The following is a 15,496-nucleotide window of genomic DNA, read 5'->3' as shown; positions in this document are numbered from 1 at the left end:
TTTAACGTCGTGTGTACCTCTACTCAAGTTACACAGGCACTCTAGCGCAGGTTCGCAATGCACCACAACGGGTCAAAATTCCGGACAACGCTCACAGGGGGTAGCAGGTGTGACGCTCGGACAAGGCGGGACTTATCGATTCCCCCGGCTGCCTTTCCAGCGGTAGTCGCGCTGACCGACCCAACCCCACGTGCCCGTGTAGGGATCGAACTCGTAGCGCTGCTGATATTCGGTGGTGTAGCAGCCCCCTTTCTCCAGATAGCATCGCTCTCTTAAGAAATGCGCCGTATCGCGAGAGGTGCGCGGCCGAGGCTGCGGCACCACGATGTAAGGCGGCGGCGGACCGATGACCACAGGCGGTTGCGGCGCGATGATCATGGGCGCTGGCGTGACGATGACCGGTGCAGGCGTCACTATCGCCGGCGCAGGCGCGACGACGACCGGCGCGGGCCGGACGTACGATTGCGGCGGGCCGACGACTTGCCAGTTGCCTGGGTCCATCGCCGCACATCCGGAAACGACGAAGGCGAGCGGAGCGAAGAGGGTGAGGGCGATGCGCCGCAGGGGGGCAACGCCGCGAGTTGGGCAAGCGCTCGATGCGTCTTGCGTTGACATGGCGTTCATGGGGACGTCGCGCGTGAGAAATTTGGGGCACTGTAACGTGCATCTCACGGCTTTCCCCGGATTCGCCTCGCAGTTTGGGGAATATCCTCGCGGGTCCGGCTATGCGGGGTCGTTCGGTGACTTGTCTGCCGGCTTGTCCGGGTGTGCCGGGGCGTTCTCCGTCACTTTGCGTTCCGACAAGCGCGGTTTGCGCGGCGCGCGAGCGAAGAGCCAGTCGTAGAGCCAGCGCGGCAGGTGTCGCATGGCGCAAGCCACAATGCCCATCGGCCAAGGAAGCACCACAAAGCGCTTGCGGCGCGCGATCGCCGCGGCCGCCTTGCGGGCGAACTTGTCCGCGTCCATCAGGAACGGCATCGGGAACGGGTTGCCGTCGGTCATCGGCGTGCGGATGTAGCCCGGCGCGATGGTCACCACCGCCACCTTGTCGGCGCGCAGTTCCACCCGAAGGCTTTCCAGATACGTCATTGCCGCCGCTTTCGACGCGCTGTAGGCCCCGTGCCCCGGCAGCCCGCGCACACCGGCCACACTGCCGATGCCTACGAGCGTGCCGCGCTTGCGCTCTCGCATCGGCGCAACGAAGGGGCTGAAGGTAGCCACCATCGCCATCCAGTTGGTATCCATCACCGACGCAAAGTGCGGCAGATCGGCCGCGTCTTCCGTATTCACGCCATGGCTGATGCCCGCATTGGCAATCACAATGTCCGGCACGCCGTGTCGCGACATGAAGTCTTCGGCCGCTGCGCGCAGGGCGAGCGCGTCGCGCACGTCGAGCGCATAGCAATGCACGGCATGCGGATGGGGCAGCGTGGCGGCGAGATCGGCGAGCTTGTCGCCGCGACGGCCCACCAGCCCGAGGATCGCGCCCTCGGCGGCATAGTGACGCGCGAGCGCCTCGCCCAATCCGCTCGAGGCGCCCGTGATGAAAACTTTCGGTGATGTCGTGTGTGTGGCCATGTAACGCAAAAGCCCGGCCGGGGCCGGGCTTTGTGATTCGCGAAGCTTACAGCTTCTTCGCGCGGATCTGGTTGATGATCGAGTCGGCCGTCTTGAGCGCTGCATCGAACGTCTGCTGTTCGCTCGTGGCTGCCTTGCCGGCCTTTTGCAGCGCGTCGCCCGAGGTGGCCGGCGAGACCAGGTACTTGCCCTGGATCGCGATCGTCGGCACGCCGTCGATCTTGTAGTCCTGCCACGTCTTGTTGGCCGTCTTCACGTTGGCCTGGGTCGAGAAGCCGTTATAGGCGTCCATGTACTTCTGCTTGTCGATGCCGAACTGCGAGAGGAAGTCGGCCTGCGTCTGCGCCGTCAGCAGGTAGTTGTGCTTGACGTGGATCTCGTTGAAGACCTTGGGCGTGAGGTCGCCTTCGCGGCCCAGCGCGCTCAGGGCGTAGAACATGCGGGTGTGCGGCTCGAAACGGTCCTGGAAGGCGACCGGCACGCGCTTGAACACGACATCCTTGCCCTGCTTCTTCACCCAGGCTTCGAGCGACGGCTCGAGCGCGTTGCAGTGCGGGCAGCCGTACCAGAAGAATTCGGTCACTTCGATTTTGCCCGCGCCCGCCGACGTGGGCTGTGCCTGCGGCAACACCAGGTAGTCGGTCCCCGCGACCGGTGCTTCGGGCGACGCCGAGGCCGCGCCGGAGAGGAAACCGAAAGAAATCAGAACGGCACCAAGAAGTTTTTTCATGATCGTTGTTTAGGAGTGAGGCAGACGCGCCAGCCATCGATTGAGCGGCGCTCCTGCGAAACCATATCCCGGATTCAGGCAGATTAGCCAGTGCGTATGACCGGCGATAGGCTGCCGGGTTCAACGGCCCGGCGATGCCGGATCCTCCCGAATAATGCGTGCTTTTTCGCGTTTGTGCTTGCGGCGTGCGGCGGTTTCGGGAGGGGGAAACAAAAGGCGCTGCACTGATCGTGCAACGCCTTTTGCGTTTATTGCTTCGTGAAGCGGATGACTGCCGTGTCGTAGCCGCCATCCTGCAGGCGTTGACGCACGTGGTTCATCTCGTCGAGCTTGCTGTACGGGCCGAGGCGCACGCGATAGAGCGTCAGACCGTTCGCATCGCGTTGCGTGACCTTCGCCTCGAAGCCCGAGAGGGTCAGCTTGGCACGCAACTGTTCGGCGTCGTTTTGCGACTTGAACGCGCCAACCTGCAGGTAGTAACCGGTGTTGGCGTTATCCGTTGCGCTGGCGGGCGGCGTGGTCGGCGGGGCGACCGGGACCGTCGATTTCCCGTTGAGGATGTCGGCCGGCGACGGCTTCGTATGAGCGGGCTGCGTGGCGGGCGCCGTCGGCGCCGAGGCCGTTGGCGGGGCTACTGGCTCGACCGGCGCGCCCGGCACGAGCGGCGACGTCGCGGCCTGCGAAGCCGTTTCCGGTGCGCCAGATGCCGATGCTGCACCCGGCAGCGGCGTGCGCGGCTGCAGCGACTTGTTCGGATCGGGCGCCTGCGCGGCCGGCGAGTTCTCGGCCGGACGCGGCGGCGTCTTTTCGACGAACGGGGTCGGCGTCTTCGTGATGTAGAGCGCAACGACGACGGCAACGGCCAGCCCAACGATCAGGCCGAGCACAATGCCCAGGAAAGTACCGCCCCGCTGGCGGGGGGGTCGACGTGTGTTTGCCATCGAGTCGATTCCGTCCTTACAGAGTTCCGACGCGTTTGCCGTTCGGAAGGGTTGGGTAATGGGTGTGAACAGACCTTGCCAGGGCTTACATCTTGGCCGGGGCCGACACGCCCAGCACGGCAAGGCCGTTGCGCAGCACCTGACGCGTTGCCGCCAGCAGCGCCAGACGCGCGTGTTTGACGGTTTCGTCGTCGACCAGCACGCGATCGGCGTTGTAGAAAGAGTGGAACGCGCCTGCCAGATCTCGCAGATAGAAGGCCACGGCGTGCGGTGCCAATTCTTCGGCGGCGCGTGTGAGCATGTCCGGGAATTCGGCGAGCAACTGCAGCAACGCGAGTGCGCGTTCGCTGTCGAGCGGCGCGAGGTCGGCGTTGACCAGTTGGGCTTCGTCGCCGCCCCACTGCGTCAGGATCGAGCAGATGCGTGCGTGCGCATACTGGACGTAATACACGGGGTTTTCGTCGTTCTGCTTGAGCGCGAGATCCACGTCGAACACGAACTCGGTGTCTGCCTTGCGCGAAATCAGGAAGAAACGCACGGCGTCGCGGCCACGGCGCAGCGCTTCTTCACGCTCGGCGGGGTCCGTCACCGGCGTTTCTGCCGTAATGCCGCCCGACCATTCGATCAGGTCGCGCACGGTCACATAGCTGCCCGCGCGCTTGGAGATCTTCACCTCTTCGCCGTTGCGCATGACCGTGACCATCTTGTGCAGCACGTAGTCGGGATAGCCTTTCGGAATGCCGATACCCAGCGCCTGCAGGCCGGCGCGCACGCGGGCGATGGTGCCGTGGTGGTCCGAGCCTTGCACGTTGATGACCTGATGGAAGCCGCGATTCCATTTGCGGGTGTGATACGCGACGTCCGGCACGAAGTACGTATACGTGCCGTCGGACTTGCGCATCACGCGGTCCTTGTCGTCGCCGTAGTCGGTCGTGCGCAGCCACAGCGCGCCTTCCTGTTCGTAGGTGACGCCAGCGTCGATGAGTGCCTGAACCGTGCGCTCGACACTGCCGTCGGCGTACAGCGACGACTCGAGGTAGTACTGATCGAAGATGACGCCGAAGGTTTGCAGATCGATGTCCTGCTCGCGGCGCAGATAGGCCACCGCGAATGCGCGAATCGAGTCGATATCCTCGATGTGGCCGCTGCCGGTGACGGGCTCGCCGTCGGACGCCTGCACGGTCTTGCCCGCCAGGAAGTCCTGAGCGATATCGCCGATGTAGTCGCCGTTGTAAGCCGACTCCGGCCACTCGGCGTCGCCGGGCTTGAAGCCGCGCGCACGGGCTTGCACCGAGGTCGCGAGCGTCTGGATCTGCACGCCGGCGTCGTTGTAGTAGAACTCGCGGTGGACCGGACGGCCCTGCGTGCTGAGCAATGCCGAGATCGTGTCGCCAAGCGCGGCCTGACGGCCGTGGCCCACATGCAGCGGGCCGGTCGGGTTGGCCGAGACGAACTCGACGAGCACCGGGGCGGCTTCGTTGCTGGCGGCAAGGCGGCCGAAGGCGGCGCCTTCGGTCAGGATCGCGCGGGCGACCGATTGCTTGGCGGCGTTGGCCAGGCGCAGGTTGATGAACCCGGGGCCGGCGATCTCGACGGCGTCGACGAGCCCCTTCGCACGGGCGTCGGCGAGGATGGCGTCGGCAATCTTTTGCGCCAGCTCGCGCGGGTTGGCGCGCAGCGGCTTGGCGAGTTGCATCGCCACGTTACAGGCCAGATCGCCGTGAGCGGCGACTTTCGGGCGTTCGAGCAGGATGACGGGCGCGGTGCCGTCTGCAGGCATCAGGCCGGCGACGACGTCGCCGATCAGCGCGACGAGAGCATTCTTTTGGGCGGGTAGCATTGGCGGGTGTTTCGGGTGCGTCCGGACGCGTCCGGACAGGCAATTGAATCGTCAGCACCGGATTTTAACAGGTGTATGATGAAGTCACGGTACCCGCCGGTCCCCCTCGTTGCGTGACAAGGCCGGGGCGGGGGTGGTGATAACGCGAATAGGGAGACAACTATGCTGGTAACGTTCAAGTCGCACGCCTCGCCCACGATCACCATGCTGGAGAATCTTGCGCAGTTTCTGCTCGGGCTCGTCGGCAAGAAGCTCGGGGAGCGCGGAGCGATCGGCGAAGACGAAATGGGCGAGGCTATCGCGAAACTCGAAGCCGCCATCGCGGAAGACGATGCTGCCGCGAAGAAGGAAAGTGAGGGCAAGAAGTCTGACGAGCGCGACGACGACAGCCGTTTGCGTCTGGCGCAACGTGCTTATCCGCTACTCGACATGCTGCGTGAGTCCCGCAAGGAAAACGTAGCGGTGATGTGGGAAGTCAGCAGCCGTTAGGCATGCGACGCGGAGTGCCCGGCAGGGCGCGCCCACCGTCCGGGCGTGTGAGATGAAAAAAAAGCAGGCTGCAAATCGCGAGCCTGCTTTTTTTGTGTCCTTCGGAAACGGACCGCCCCCGGGCGAGGATATTGGGTTTGGCCCTGAAGGCCGTGAACCCTGGCGGCGCCGGTTCCTGAACGCGATACCGCGGCGCTGGTGTTACTGCGCCTTGCCCGGTGCGTTATCCGGCGCATTGGTAGCGCTGTTACCCGTGTTGCCGTTGTTCGGCGTCTTCTTGGTGCTGTGACGCGGCTTCTGGGCATGCGAGTTCGGATGCGAGTCCGACGGCGTCATCGTTTGCGCGCCCGGCGTCGGGGCTTGTCGCGAGTTCGGCGAAGCCTGGCTCGGCATCGGCGTCGACGGGGCCGTCGTTGTGCCGCCGCCAGCGCCCGCACCGCCGCCGCCAGCGCCTTGCGCGAAACTCATGGCCGAGGCGCCGGCGAGGGTCAGGGCAGCAACCGAAATAATCAGCTTCTTCATCAGATGGACTCCTTTGCTTTGCGCTGCACACGGAAGGGACATCTCTCGTGCAGGCATCACTTGCGTTAGTGAGATTCCAGTCTAAGAAGACGCAGCATGCGGTGCTGTAAGGCTTTGTAATCGTTTGTAATTCGGCTTTTCACTTAGTCATCCGAACGGCTTGACCAGAACACCTGATTGACGCCGGGCAACGTCTCGAGATGATCGGTGAGTGCGTCGAGTTCGCCTGCCTTGACCGCCGTAGGCAGCAGCAGCGCCTCGATCTCGACTTCCGCTTCGCCGAACGGATGAATATCCAGCGCGCGCACCGGATAGTTCGACGCTTCGAGCCAGGCTTCCACCTTGTCGAGAACATCACGCTGCGTAGTGCGTGCGCAGATGACGGACAGCGCGTAAGTGGCTTCAGACGTTGCCTCGTTGATCGGGGCACGGTTGATGCTGTTCACGATCGGGCGCAACAGCGTATTGGCGGCCAGCACGAAGGCGGCCACGACGCAGGCTTCGACGATCAGGCTAGCCCCGGCAGCGGCGCCGACGGCGGCCGAGCCCCAGAGTGTGGCGGCGGTATTCAGGCCGCGCACCGAGGCGCCGTCTTTCATGATTGCGCCTGCGCCGAGGAAGCCGACGCCCGAGACCACATAGGCAATCACGCGGGTATCGCCAGGCATGAGCCGCATCGACAGATCGACGAAAGCGGCGGCGCCTACGGCCACGAGGACGTTGGTTCGCAGGCCGGCCGTCCGTTGGCGGACTTGCCGCTCTACGCCGATGATCGTGCCGAGAATGAACGCGACGAACAGCGAGACGCCCGTGTTGAGCAGTGGGAGGAGCTGGAAATTCTGGATGCTTTGCAGTGCGTGCATGGGACGTCTCGAAGTGAGCCAGCCGGCCTATGGCAGGGGGCAGGGGGCCGGAGGCCGGAGACCGGGGATCCGATCGGCCGGATCAGCCCGATCGGGCGGGACACTACGCTTCGGTTGCGACAGACACGTGACACCGGAGACGGCAGACGGCGGTTCTGCCCCCGCCGCCGGTCAAACTGCCGTGATTGCCGCGTCGGTGTGCCGCCGCGATTATGGCATCCGGACCCGGCGCGCGGTAGCCATACCGCCCGCCGGAGCGCGTTGACGGGATGTCCCTACGACAGTTGCGGGGCGAGCAGACGCCGGGCGGTGGCTTCGTCCACGTCGGCACGTTCCATGAAGTCCTCGAGCTGATCGGGGCCGATCTTGCCGACGCTGAAGTACGTGCTGTCCGGATGCGACAGGTAGAACCCCGAGACGCTCGCCGCGGGCAGCATGGCGAGCGATTCCGTCACGCTCATGTTGATCTCGTGGGCCTGCAGGTACTGGAACATCGGGCCCTTGACGGAGTGCTCCGGGCACGCCGGATAGCCTGGCGCCGGGCGAATGCCGACATACGCTTCCTTGATGAGGGCGTCGTTGTCGAGTTGCTCGGTGCTCGCATAGCCCCAGAAGTCGCGCCGTACGCGGGCGTGCATGCACTCGGCGAATGCTTCGGCCAGACGGTCGGCCAGGGCCTTGAGCATGATCGCGCTGTAGTCGTCGTGCGTCGCGAGGAAGCTGGCTTCCTTGGCGTCGACGCCGAGACCCGCCGTGACCGCGAACACGCCGATGTAGTCGGCGACGCCGCTGTCCTTGGGGGCAATGAAGTCGGCCAGCGAGCGGTTCGGGCGGCGCACGCCGTCCACGACCGGGCGCTCGCTCTGCTGGCGCAGGTTATGCCACGTGAACGCAACTTCCGAACGGGACTCGTCGGTATAGATCTCGATGTCGTCGTCGCCGACCACGTTGGCGGGCAGCATCGCGATCACGCCGTTGGCCGTCAGCCAGCGGCCCTTGATCAGGCGGTTCAGCATATCCTTGCCGTCGGCGAAGACACGCTGGGCCGACTCGCCGACGATCTCGTCGGTCAGAATCGCAGGGTAGGGGCCTGCGAGATCCCACGTCTGGAAGAACGGGCCCCAGTCGATGAATTGCGCCAACTCGGCGAGATCGTAGTTCTTGAACACGCGCCGGCCGATGAACTTCGGCTTGGGCGGGACGTAAGTCGACCAATCGACCTTGAACTTGTTCTCACGGGCGGCCGCGAGCGAGACCATCGGCGTGGCCTTGCGGTTCGCGTGCTGCTGGCGCACTCGCTCGTAGTCCGTCTTGACCTCTGCGAGGTAGCGTTCGGCGGCATCGTCCGACAGCAGGTTCGAGGCGACCGACACCGAGCGCGACGCGTCCGGCACGTAAATCACCGGGCCGTCGTAGTGCGGCGCAATCTTCACGGCCGTATGCACACGCGAGGTGGTCGCACCGCCGATCAGCAGCGGAATGTTGCGCAAACGGAAGTACTCGTCGCGCTGCATTTCCGAGGCGACGTAGGCCATCTCTTCGAGACTCGGCGTAATGAGGCCCGACAGGCCGATGATGTCTGCACCTTCTGCCTTCGCCTTGGCGAGAATTTCGGCGCACGGCACCATCACGCCCATGTTGACGACTTCGAAGTTATTGCACTGAAGCACCACGGTCACGATGTTCTTGCCGATGTCGTGCACGTCGCCCTTGACCGTGGCGATCACGATCTTGCCCTTCGAGCGAACGTCTTCACCGGCAGCGGCCATGCGCGCCTTTTCTTCTTCGATGAAGGGCACCAGATGCGCGACCGCCTGCTTCATCACACGTGCGCTCTTCACGACCTGCGGCAGGAACATCTTGCCTGCCCCGAACAGGTCGCCCACGACGTTCATGCCGTCCATGAGCGGGCCCTCGATCACCTGAATCGGACGGCCGCCTGCGGCGTCGATTTTCTGACGCACTTCCTCCGTGTCTTCGACGATGAAGGTCGTGATGCCATGCACGAGGGCGTGCGCGAGACGCGCTTCGACCGGCTGGTTGCGCCACTCCAGATTCTCTTCGCGCCTTTGCGCGCCGCCCTTGAAGCGGTCGGCGATTTCCAGCAGACGTTCGGTGCTGTCCTCGCGGCGGTTGAGCACCACGTCTTCGACGCGCTCACGCAGCTCGGGATCGAGGTTCTCGTACACGCCAAGCTGGCCGGCGTTGACGATGCCCATGTCCATGCCCGCCTGAATCGCGTGGTACAGGAACACGGTGTGAATCGCTTCGCGCACGAGATCGTTGCCACGGAACGAGAACGAGACATTCGACACGCCGCCGCTGATCTTCGCGCCGGGCAGGTGCTGCTTGATCCAGCGCGTGGCATTGATGAAGTCGACCGCGTAATTGTTGTGCTCCTCGATGCCCGTGGCCACCGCGAAGATGTTCGGATCGAAGATGATGTCCTCGGGCGGGAAGCCGACTTCGTCGACGAGCACGCGATAGCTGCGCTCGCAGATCTCGGTTTTGCGCGCGTAGGTGTCGGCCTGTCCCTGTTCGTCGAAGGCCATGACCACGGCGGCGGCGCCGTAGCGGCGAATGCGTTTGGCGTGATGCACGAACGCTTCCTTGCCTTCCTTGAGCGAGATCGAGTTGACGATGGCCTTGCCCTGCACGCACTTCAGCCCGGCCTCGATCACTTCCCACTTCGACGAGTCGATCATGATCGGCACGCGCGCAATGTCCGGCTCGGAGGCGATCAGGTTCATGAAGCGCACCATCGCCGCCTTGGAGTCGAGCATGGCCTCGTCCATGTTGATATCGATGACCTGCGCGCCGTTCTCGACCTGCTGGCGGGCGACCGCGAGCGCTTCGTCGAACTGGCCGTTCAGGATCATGCGCGCAAACGCTTTCGAACCCGTGACGTTGGTCCGCTCGCCGACGTTGACGAAAAGCGTGCCCTCGCCAATGTTGAAGGGCTCGAGGCCGGACAGGCGCATCGGCTGCACTGGCTCGACAGGCTTTACGAAGGGCGTTTGACTCATGGGGCAATCCGTTCAGTGGTTGGCGCGCCTGTCATGGCGATCGCGTTGGGGCGATGGCGGCGCGCCGGGCTTGTGCAATCGGTGTGGTGGTCGTCAGACGGACGGCGGCGCGTTATGCGTCCTCGCCGCCGGCATTGCGGTACTGCGAGGGCCAGCGGCGCGGCTTCACGTCGGCCAGCGCCTTGGCGATCTCCGCAATGTGCTCCGGAGTGGTGCCGCAGCAGCCGCCGGCCAGATTCACGAGACCGGCCTGCGCGAATTCCTTGAGCAAGCCCGAGGTCACGTCCGGCGTTTCGTCGAAGCCGGTGTCGCTCATCGGGTTCGGCAGACCGGCGTTCGGATAGACCGAGACAAACGTGTTGCACAGCTTGGCCAGCTCGGCGATGTACGGACGCATGAGCGTCGCACCGAGTGCGCAGTTCAGACCGAACGTGAGCGGGCGCGCGTGACGCAGCGAATTCCAGAATGCTTCGACCGTCTGGCCGGACAGAATGCGTCCCGAGGCGTCGGTGACGGTGCCCGAAATCATGATCGGCAGCACTTCCCCGGTGTCTTCGAACAGCTCGTCGATGGCGAAGAGCGCGGCCTTGGCGTTGAGCGTATCGAAGATCGTCTCGACGAGGAACAGGTCGACACCGCCTTCGAGCAGCGATTTGGCCTGCGCGTAATACGCGTCGCGCAGTTGGTCGAAGTCGACGTTGCGCGCCCCCGGGTCGTTGACGTCGGGGCTGATGCTCGCGGTCTTGGGCGTCGGGCCGATGGCGCCGGCGGCGAAGCGCGGCTTCTCGGGCGTGCTGAATGCGTCGCAGGCCTCGCGCGCCAGGCGCGCCGACTCGCGGTTCATCTCGTCGGCCAGCGCTTCCATGTGATAGTCGCTCTGCGCGATCGTCGTTGCCCCGAACGTATTCGTCTCGAGGATATCGGCGCCGGCCGCGAGGTACTTGCGGTGGATCTCGCTGATGACGTCCGGGCGCGTGAGCGAGAGCAACTCATTGTTGCCCTTCACGTCGTGCGCGAACTCGGCAAAGCGCGCGCCGCGGTACTGCGCTTCGTCCAGCTTGTACTGCTGGATCATCGTCCCCATCGCGCCGTCCAGAATCAGGATGCGTGATTCAAGCAGCGCAGGCAGCGCCTGACCACGCGTGTAGCGGGCCTGCACGGGGGCCTGGGCCGTGGTCGGTGCGGTCCCCGTTTGGACGTTGGCGGCGGATGGGGTTGCGGTGGTCATGACGGACGTCGCCTTGGAGTGGCCGGAAAACCTATAATTCTAATGGCTTTTGCACTTGTCGCGCGCGCTGCCGCCCGCGGCGGCGGCCGCGAAGCACGATGCGCGTGACGTACCATTTTCAACCTCTTTGGCCAACGATATGGAATTCCTGCTCCCGAGCGCTGCTCACCAGTTTCTGCAAGCCAACGCCAACGCGCTGTTCGTCGACTGCCGCAGCGAGATGGAATACCTGTTCGTGGGACACCCGGCGGGGGCGATCCACGTGGCCTGGAACGATGGTCCGGACTGGGAAATCAATCCCCACTTTGTCCCGAGCGTGCGCAAGCTCGCCGGGGCGGGCGGCGAGCGCCCCGTGCTGCTGATCTGCCGCAGCGGTAACCGCAGTGCGACGGCCGGGGAAGCGCTCGAGGCGGCGGGCTTTCGCAATGTCTATGGGGTGCTGCACGGCTTCGAGGGCGATCTGGACGCCACCCACCATCGCAACGCCGTGAACGGCTGGCGCTTCGATGGGTTGCCGTGGGAGCAGTGCTGAAGGCCCGTTCGCGGGAAGGGGGCGAAGCTGAAGCGAAAGCCTGACATGGCGTCAAGCTCCCGCACCATGAAAAAACCCTCGCCGTGGCGAGGGTTTTTCGTGTGGCGGCACCGCGTACGGTGTTTGCGTCAATGGAGCACGACCGGGTTCGTCATGAAGGTATCGAATTGGCCGAGGAATTCATCGACTTCGTCCTCGGAGGGTTCGGAAGCGATCAGCTTCTGCACTTCTTCACGGAATTGCCGGGCAAGCGTGCCGTCGAGAAAGATCTCGCGGCCAGCGGTTTTGTCCACGATTTCATAGCCACCGGCAGACAGCGCGTGATTGCCGTTATCTGCGGAAAACTCAACGACACAGTAGTTCGGGCTGTTGTAAATCATGAGCATGGCAACTCTCCTGGTGTTCCTGCATGGTCCTTGATAACCCACATAGGGGCGACGCGGCGCGATTTCAAGAGGCAGTGCCCCATGATTCGCTTATCGGCACACCGGCTGACGAATTCAATGGTTTTTGCCCTCCTTGTCAAAGGTCCCGTTTCAGGTCCCGCAGATTGCAGGTGTCATACGTTAGAGGCGGCTCCTTGTAAAAATGTTGCAAGGGCATTGGTTACGAACTGTTTCTGTTCGACGATCGACAGATGCGCCGCGTCCGGCACGATTTCCAGCCGGGCATCTGCAATGCCGCTGGCCAGGCGCCGAGCCATGGCCGGCGGGGTCGAGGGATCGTTTTCCCCGACGAGTACCAGTGTCGGCGCTTCGATTTCCGGCAACCGTGTTCGCACATCGAACGCTGCCAGCGCTTCACATGAGGCGGCAAAGCCCTCCGGGTGGGCGCGGGCCACGAGTGCCCGAATGCGTTCGGCCTGCTCCGGATGGTGCTTGCGGAACCGCTCACCAAGCCAGCGCTCCAGCGTGCTCTTGGCAAGATCCTTCATCCCATGCTCACGGGCTTCGGTGGCGCGCTCGAGAAAGCGCTTCGCGTCGGCGTCGTCATAGCCGGCGGTGGTGTCGATCAGCGTCAGGCTGGCGATGCGCTCGGGCGCGTCGAGTGCCACTTGCTGGGCGACGGCCCCCCCCATCGAAATGCCAACGAAATGCGTTCGCGGGATCTCCAGCGAACTGAGCAGGGCCGTCGCGTCGGCCGCCAGTTGCTTGATGGTGTACGGGCCACGCGGCACCTCGCTGCCGCCATGGCCGCGGCTGTCGTAACGGAGCACCCGGAAATGTGCCGCGAGCTCGGGCATCAGATCGTCCCAGACCGTAAGATCCGCACCCAACGGATGCGCGAGCGTCAGCCACGGGCCGTGGCCGTCCACCGCGTAGTGAATCGATGCACCGTTGGCACTGACTTTCATGGTGAGCGGCCTCCCGGATCTCGTCGATGCGTCTGCTAACGATGGGGTGTCGATGCAGTGGGACGATTCCGATTATGTCAGGAACCTTCGACTTGTGCTGGGCGTTTCGTAGTAGTGAGGCAACACTTTGCCGTACTGCCGCGAAATGTCTGTATCGCTCGAATTTCTAAGGAATGGATCTCACCTCCGGGCATGGGCGGCACGAGAGGACTCAGGGGGGCGATTTTTGCGTGAAGATCAGTTCGAACTCGTTGCCTGACGGTTCGATTTGCTTGACGCGCACCGGCAGCCAGTCGAGCGAGGGTGCGAGCCAGATATCGACACGCCGCTCATCCCCTGTCTTGCGAGGCAAACGGGTGAAGTGGCGAGTCTCGACATAGCCCTGAGGTGTGCGCAAGGTCTCGCTGCCAACGTACTGCACCGGCCAGACTTCGCTGCTATCGGTGTCGACCACCGTGAACTCGTGCGTTACGCCCACCTGGGTATAGCGCTCGGGATTGCCTCTTGCGTAGCTTGCCAGTTGCATCATCACGCTGAACCGGTCCTGTGCCCCGGGCGCCAGCGGCACGGACTGGCCGGAGCGCGTGAAGCTCAGTGTGGGTGTGCCGTCCCGATGAAAGTCGGTCGTGTACTCGGCGCGCCGCCCGCGTTTTTCCACATAACGGGAAGGCGCAATGCCATTCGCGTCGAAACCGCCTTCGCTGATGAACTCGAAGGTGCCGAAGAAGATGATCGGCACCGCCACTCGCAAGCGGTAATGCCCGTTCTCGTTTACCCAGTGCAACTCGCCGGTCTGGTTGCGTACCCCGTTCATCAGCGCGTCGTACGTCAGCGTGACGGAAGGGGGGGGATCGAACTTGTCGCCATTGGCGGCTGCCGCTGTCAGGGGCGGCCCTGCGGGTGACGAGGCTTGCGCGCTGCTGGCGGGGGCGCCGGGCGTGGTTCCTTCGCCTGCGACGGTCTCCGAGGCCGCTTGTGGTCCTGGTGAGTCGGCCGTTGCGGGGGCGGCAAGCGTGTTGGGCCGCGCTGGCCGTGCGGTCTTGGGCCGATGCGGTTTGACGATCCGCTTGGGTTTCGGCGAGGGTGCCGGGGGCGCGGGCGGTGCGACGGGTTTGAGCGGGATCAGCGTGATCGGAATTTCGGGAATCGGTGTGTCATCGAGTGTTGTCCGGTGAGTGGCGACCCAAAGCGCGATGAGCAGATGCGCGACGAGCACTGCGGCCAGCACGCTCGCCCATACGATCCAGCGTCCGCGTGAGCCCGGCGGCGTTGGGCTCGAGGGCGTCGACAGGGCGTCTTGGGAATCGTCGGGAGCCGGAGGCACGTTAGGCGCTATTTGGCGACAGGGGTGAGGGGCACGCGATGACACGAGAGTTGATAAGCCGGAACGTCAGGTTATCAGGATCGCACATTGCGATGAACTTGGTTCGACAGATCTTGCGAGGCGCCGTTCATGGCGCGGCAACGCCGTTCGGCGGCCGCGTCGTGACGGTTCTGTGCGCCGAACACTCAGGGCTTGGCGCCCGGCGCGTGGGAATGGCCGAGGTCGGCTGAGAGTTGTTGAGCGAGCGTGCGCAGGGCGGTGTCGATCGGGCCGCCCCAACTGGCATCGAACCGGCTTTCCGGACCTAGTGCCATGAGGCCCATCACGAGTTGCCCGGTGGCATCGAACACCGGCATGCAGAATGCATTGACGGACGGCAGCACGGTGCCCTCGACGCGCGACGCCCGGTGTGCGCGCACGTCGTCGAGTACTGCATCGTACTGTGCGCGTGTGGCAGGCAGGTGATGCCGAGACGCGTGTTGCACGGCGGTGAGGGCGGCGTCGATGAGCGGTGCCGTCTGGCGCTCGGGGAGATAGGCGGCGAACAGACGGCCGGCGGCCGATTCGAGCATGGGCATGACGTCGCCCAGGCGCAGCGGCACGCGCATCGGGAAAGTCGAATCGAGCCAATGCACGACAGTCGGTCCCTGATTGCCCCAGACGGCGAGGCCTACGGTCTGGTCGATGGCATCGCGCAACTCGGAAAGGGCGAAGCGGGCGGCCTTGAAGGCGTCGATGCGGGCGAGGTGGGCCAGACCCATGCGCAGCGTGAACGGCCCGAGGTCGTAGCGTCCGCTGACCGGGTCCTGGACGATGAGGCCGAGCCGCTGGAAGCTCACGAGATAGCGGTGGGCTTTGGCGGGGTTCATCCCGGCGGCGTGTGCGAGGTCGCGCAGCATCATGGCGTTCGACGCCTCGGTCAGAACCTCGATGAGCCGGAAACCCACTTCGATGGATTGGATACCCGAGCGGGTTTTCTCCTCGTCGGGGGCGGCTGTGTTGTCGTCGTTGTCGATCTTGTTGTCTTCGTCTGGCAATGTCATGTGTCTCCGTCTTCGTCGTCGCGGCG

Annotated in this window: 15 protein-coding genes; 2 read left to right on the top strand and 13 right to left on the bottom strand. The window is 64.3% G+C overall.

What is annotated here, in order from left to right:
* Positions 1–132: 132 nt before the first annotated feature.
* From PBR20603_RS02050 to argS, 5 genes are all read right to left on the bottom strand, one after another.
* Positions 133–624: a hypothetical protein gene (locus tag PBR20603_RS02050; RefSeq protein ID WP_246174330.1), complete on the bottom strand. Its 492-nt coding sequence runs from the start codon at positions 622–624 to the stop codon at positions 133–135.
* Between the two features lie 99 nt (positions 625–723).
* Complete coding sequence (locus PBR20603_RS02045) at positions 724–1,578, bottom strand: SDR family oxidoreductase (RefSeq protein ID WP_150557870.1); 855 nt, start codon at positions 1,576–1,578, stop codon at positions 724–726.
* A 46-nt stretch (positions 1,579–1,624) separates the two neighbouring features.
* Entirely contained in the window at positions 1,625–2,308 is a 684-nt protein-coding gene (locus PBR20603_RS02040; protein ID WP_150557869.1) for a thiol:disulfide interchange protein DsbA/DsbL, read from the bottom strand.
* Positions 2,309–2,556: 248 nt separating this feature from the next.
* Entirely contained in the window at positions 2,557–3,249 is a 693-nt protein-coding gene (locus PBR20603_RS02035) for an SPOR domain-containing protein (RefSeq protein ID WP_150557868.1), read from the bottom strand.
* An 85-nt stretch (positions 3,250–3,334) separates the two neighbouring features.
* A complete protein-coding gene (gene argS / locus PBR20603_RS02030) occupies positions 3,335–5,089 on the bottom strand; it encodes an arginine--tRNA ligase (RefSeq protein WP_150557867.1) in 1,755 nt (584 codons plus the stop codon).
* A 162-nt stretch (positions 5,090–5,251) separates the two neighbouring features.
* On the opposite strand from argS, the gene PBR20603_RS02025 reads away from it, so the two are divergent.
* The gene (locus PBR20603_RS02025) at positions 5,252–5,578 is read left to right on the top strand and encodes a DUF1840 domain-containing protein (RefSeq protein ID WP_150557866.1); all 327 of its coding nucleotides are present in this window, start codon (positions 5,252–5,254) and stop codon (positions 5,576–5,578) included.
* A gap of 201 nt (positions 5,579–5,779) precedes the next feature.
* On the opposite strand, the gene PBR20603_RS02020 is transcribed toward PBR20603_RS02025, so the two are convergent.
* The 4 genes from PBR20603_RS02020 to PBR20603_RS02005 form a co-directional block, all read right to left on the bottom strand.
* On the bottom strand, positions 5,780–6,100 hold the full coding sequence (locus tag PBR20603_RS02020; protein WP_150557865.1) for a hypothetical protein: 321 nt from the start codon (positions 6,098–6,100) through the stop codon (positions 5,780–5,782).
* A gap of 143 nt (positions 6,101–6,243) precedes the next feature.
* Complete coding sequence (locus PBR20603_RS02015; RefSeq protein WP_150558292.1) at positions 6,244–6,954, bottom strand: MgtC/SapB family protein; 711 nt, start codon at positions 6,952–6,954, stop codon at positions 6,244–6,246.
* Positions 6,955–7,238: 284 nt separating this feature from the next.
* Positions 7,239–9,944: a methionine synthase gene (metH, locus tag PBR20603_RS02010; RefSeq protein ID WP_150558291.1), complete on the bottom strand. Its 2,706-nt coding sequence runs from the start codon at positions 9,942–9,944 to the stop codon at positions 7,239–7,241.
* Positions 9,945–10,101: 157 nt separating this feature from the next.
* Positions 10,102–11,217, bottom strand: coding sequence for a homocysteine S-methyltransferase family protein (locus tag PBR20603_RS02005; protein WP_246174329.1), 1,116 nt, complete (start codon positions 11,215–11,217; stop codon positions 10,102–10,104).
* 139 nt (positions 11,218–11,356) lie between these two features.
* On the opposite strand from PBR20603_RS02005, the gene PBR20603_RS02000 reads away from it, so the two are divergent.
* Positions 11,357–11,749, top strand: coding sequence for a rhodanese-like domain-containing protein (locus PBR20603_RS02000; protein WP_150557864.1), 393 nt, complete (start codon positions 11,357–11,359; stop codon positions 11,747–11,749).
* 128 nt (positions 11,750–11,877) lie between these two features.
* Here PBR20603_RS02000 and PBR20603_RS01995 read toward each other — a convergent pair whose 3' ends face one another.
* From PBR20603_RS01995 to PBR20603_RS01980, 4 genes are all read right to left on the bottom strand, one after another.
* Positions 11,878–12,135, bottom strand: coding sequence for a BTH_I0359 family protein (locus PBR20603_RS01995; RefSeq protein WP_010808411.1), 258 nt, complete (start codon positions 12,133–12,135; stop codon positions 11,878–11,880).
* 173 nt (positions 12,136–12,308) lie between these two features.
* Positions 12,309–13,103, bottom strand: a complete 795-nt coding sequence (locus PBR20603_RS01990; protein ID WP_150557863.1) for an alpha/beta fold hydrolase — start codon at positions 13,101–13,103, stop codon at positions 12,309–12,311.
* A gap of 211 nt (positions 13,104–13,314) precedes the next feature.
* Positions 13,315–14,427: a DUF3108 domain-containing protein gene (locus PBR20603_RS01985; RefSeq protein WP_174977748.1), complete on the bottom strand. Its 1,113-nt coding sequence runs from the start codon at positions 14,425–14,427 to the stop codon at positions 13,315–13,317.
* A gap of 185 nt (positions 14,428–14,612) precedes the next feature.
* A complete protein-coding gene (locus PBR20603_RS01980; protein ID WP_150557861.1) occupies positions 14,613–15,470 on the bottom strand; it encodes an IclR family transcriptional regulator in 858 nt (285 codons plus the stop codon).
* Positions 15,471–15,496: the final 26 nt, after the last annotated feature.

Origin of the sequence: Pandoraea bronchicola, from assembly GCF_902459805.1 — a bacterium.
Taxonomy (GTDB): Bacteria; Pseudomonadota; Gammaproteobacteria; order Burkholderiales; family Burkholderiaceae; genus Pandoraea; species Pandoraea bronchicola.
The sequence above is the reverse complement of the archived record's forward strand: the minus strand, read 5'-3'. Positions and strand labels throughout refer to the sequence as shown.

What these genes read in the sequence shown, in the direction of transcription:
- PBR20603_RS02050 (WP_246174330.1), bottom strand. Translation starts at nt 624, where the DNA reads ATGAACGCCATGTCAACGCAAGACGCATCGAGCGCTTGCCCAACTCGC.
- PBR20603_RS02045 (WP_150557870.1), bottom strand. Translation starts at nt 1,578, where the DNA reads ATGGCCACACACACGACATCACCGAAAGTTTTCATCACGGGCGCCTCG.
- PBR20603_RS02040 (WP_150557869.1), bottom strand. Translation starts at nt 2,308, where the DNA reads ATGAAAAAACTTCTTGGTGCCGTTCTGATTTCTTTCGGTTTCCTCTCC.
- PBR20603_RS02035 (WP_150557868.1), bottom strand. Translation starts at nt 3,249, where the DNA reads ATGGCAAACACACGTCGACCCCCCCGCCAGCGGGGCGGTACTTTCCTG.
- argS (WP_150557867.1), bottom strand. Translation starts at nt 5,089, where the DNA reads ATGCTACCCGCCCAAAAGAATGCTCTCGTCGCGCTGATCGGCGACGTC.
- PBR20603_RS02025 (WP_150557866.1), top strand. Translation starts at nt 5,252, where the DNA reads ATGCTGGTAACGTTCAAGTCGCACGCCTCGCCCACGATCACCATGCTG.
- PBR20603_RS02020 (WP_150557865.1), bottom strand. Translation starts at nt 6,100, where the DNA reads ATGAAGAAGCTGATTATTTCGGTTGCTGCCCTGACCCTCGCCGGCGCC.
- metH (WP_150558291.1), bottom strand. Translation starts at nt 9,944, where the DNA reads ATGCGCCTGTCCGGCCTCGAGCCCTTCAACATTGGCGAGGGCACGCTT.
- PBR20603_RS02005 (WP_246174329.1), bottom strand. Translation starts at nt 11,217, where the DNA reads ATGACCACCGCAACCCCATCCGCCGCCAACGTCCAAACGGGGACCGCA.
- PBR20603_RS02000 (WP_150557864.1), top strand. Translation starts at nt 11,357, where the DNA reads ATGGAATTCCTGCTCCCGAGCGCTGCTCACCAGTTTCTGCAAGCCAAC.
- PBR20603_RS01995 (WP_010808411.1), bottom strand. Translation starts at nt 12,135, where the DNA reads ATGCTCATGATTTACAACAGCCCGAACTACTGTGTCGTTGAGTTTTCC.
- PBR20603_RS01990 (WP_150557863.1), bottom strand. Translation starts at nt 13,103, where the DNA reads ATGAAAGTCAGTGCCAACGGTGCATCGATTCACTACGCGGTGGACGGC.
- PBR20603_RS01980 (WP_150557861.1), bottom strand. Translation starts at nt 15,470, where the DNA reads ATGACATTGCCAGACGAAGACAACAAGATCGACAACGACGACAACACA.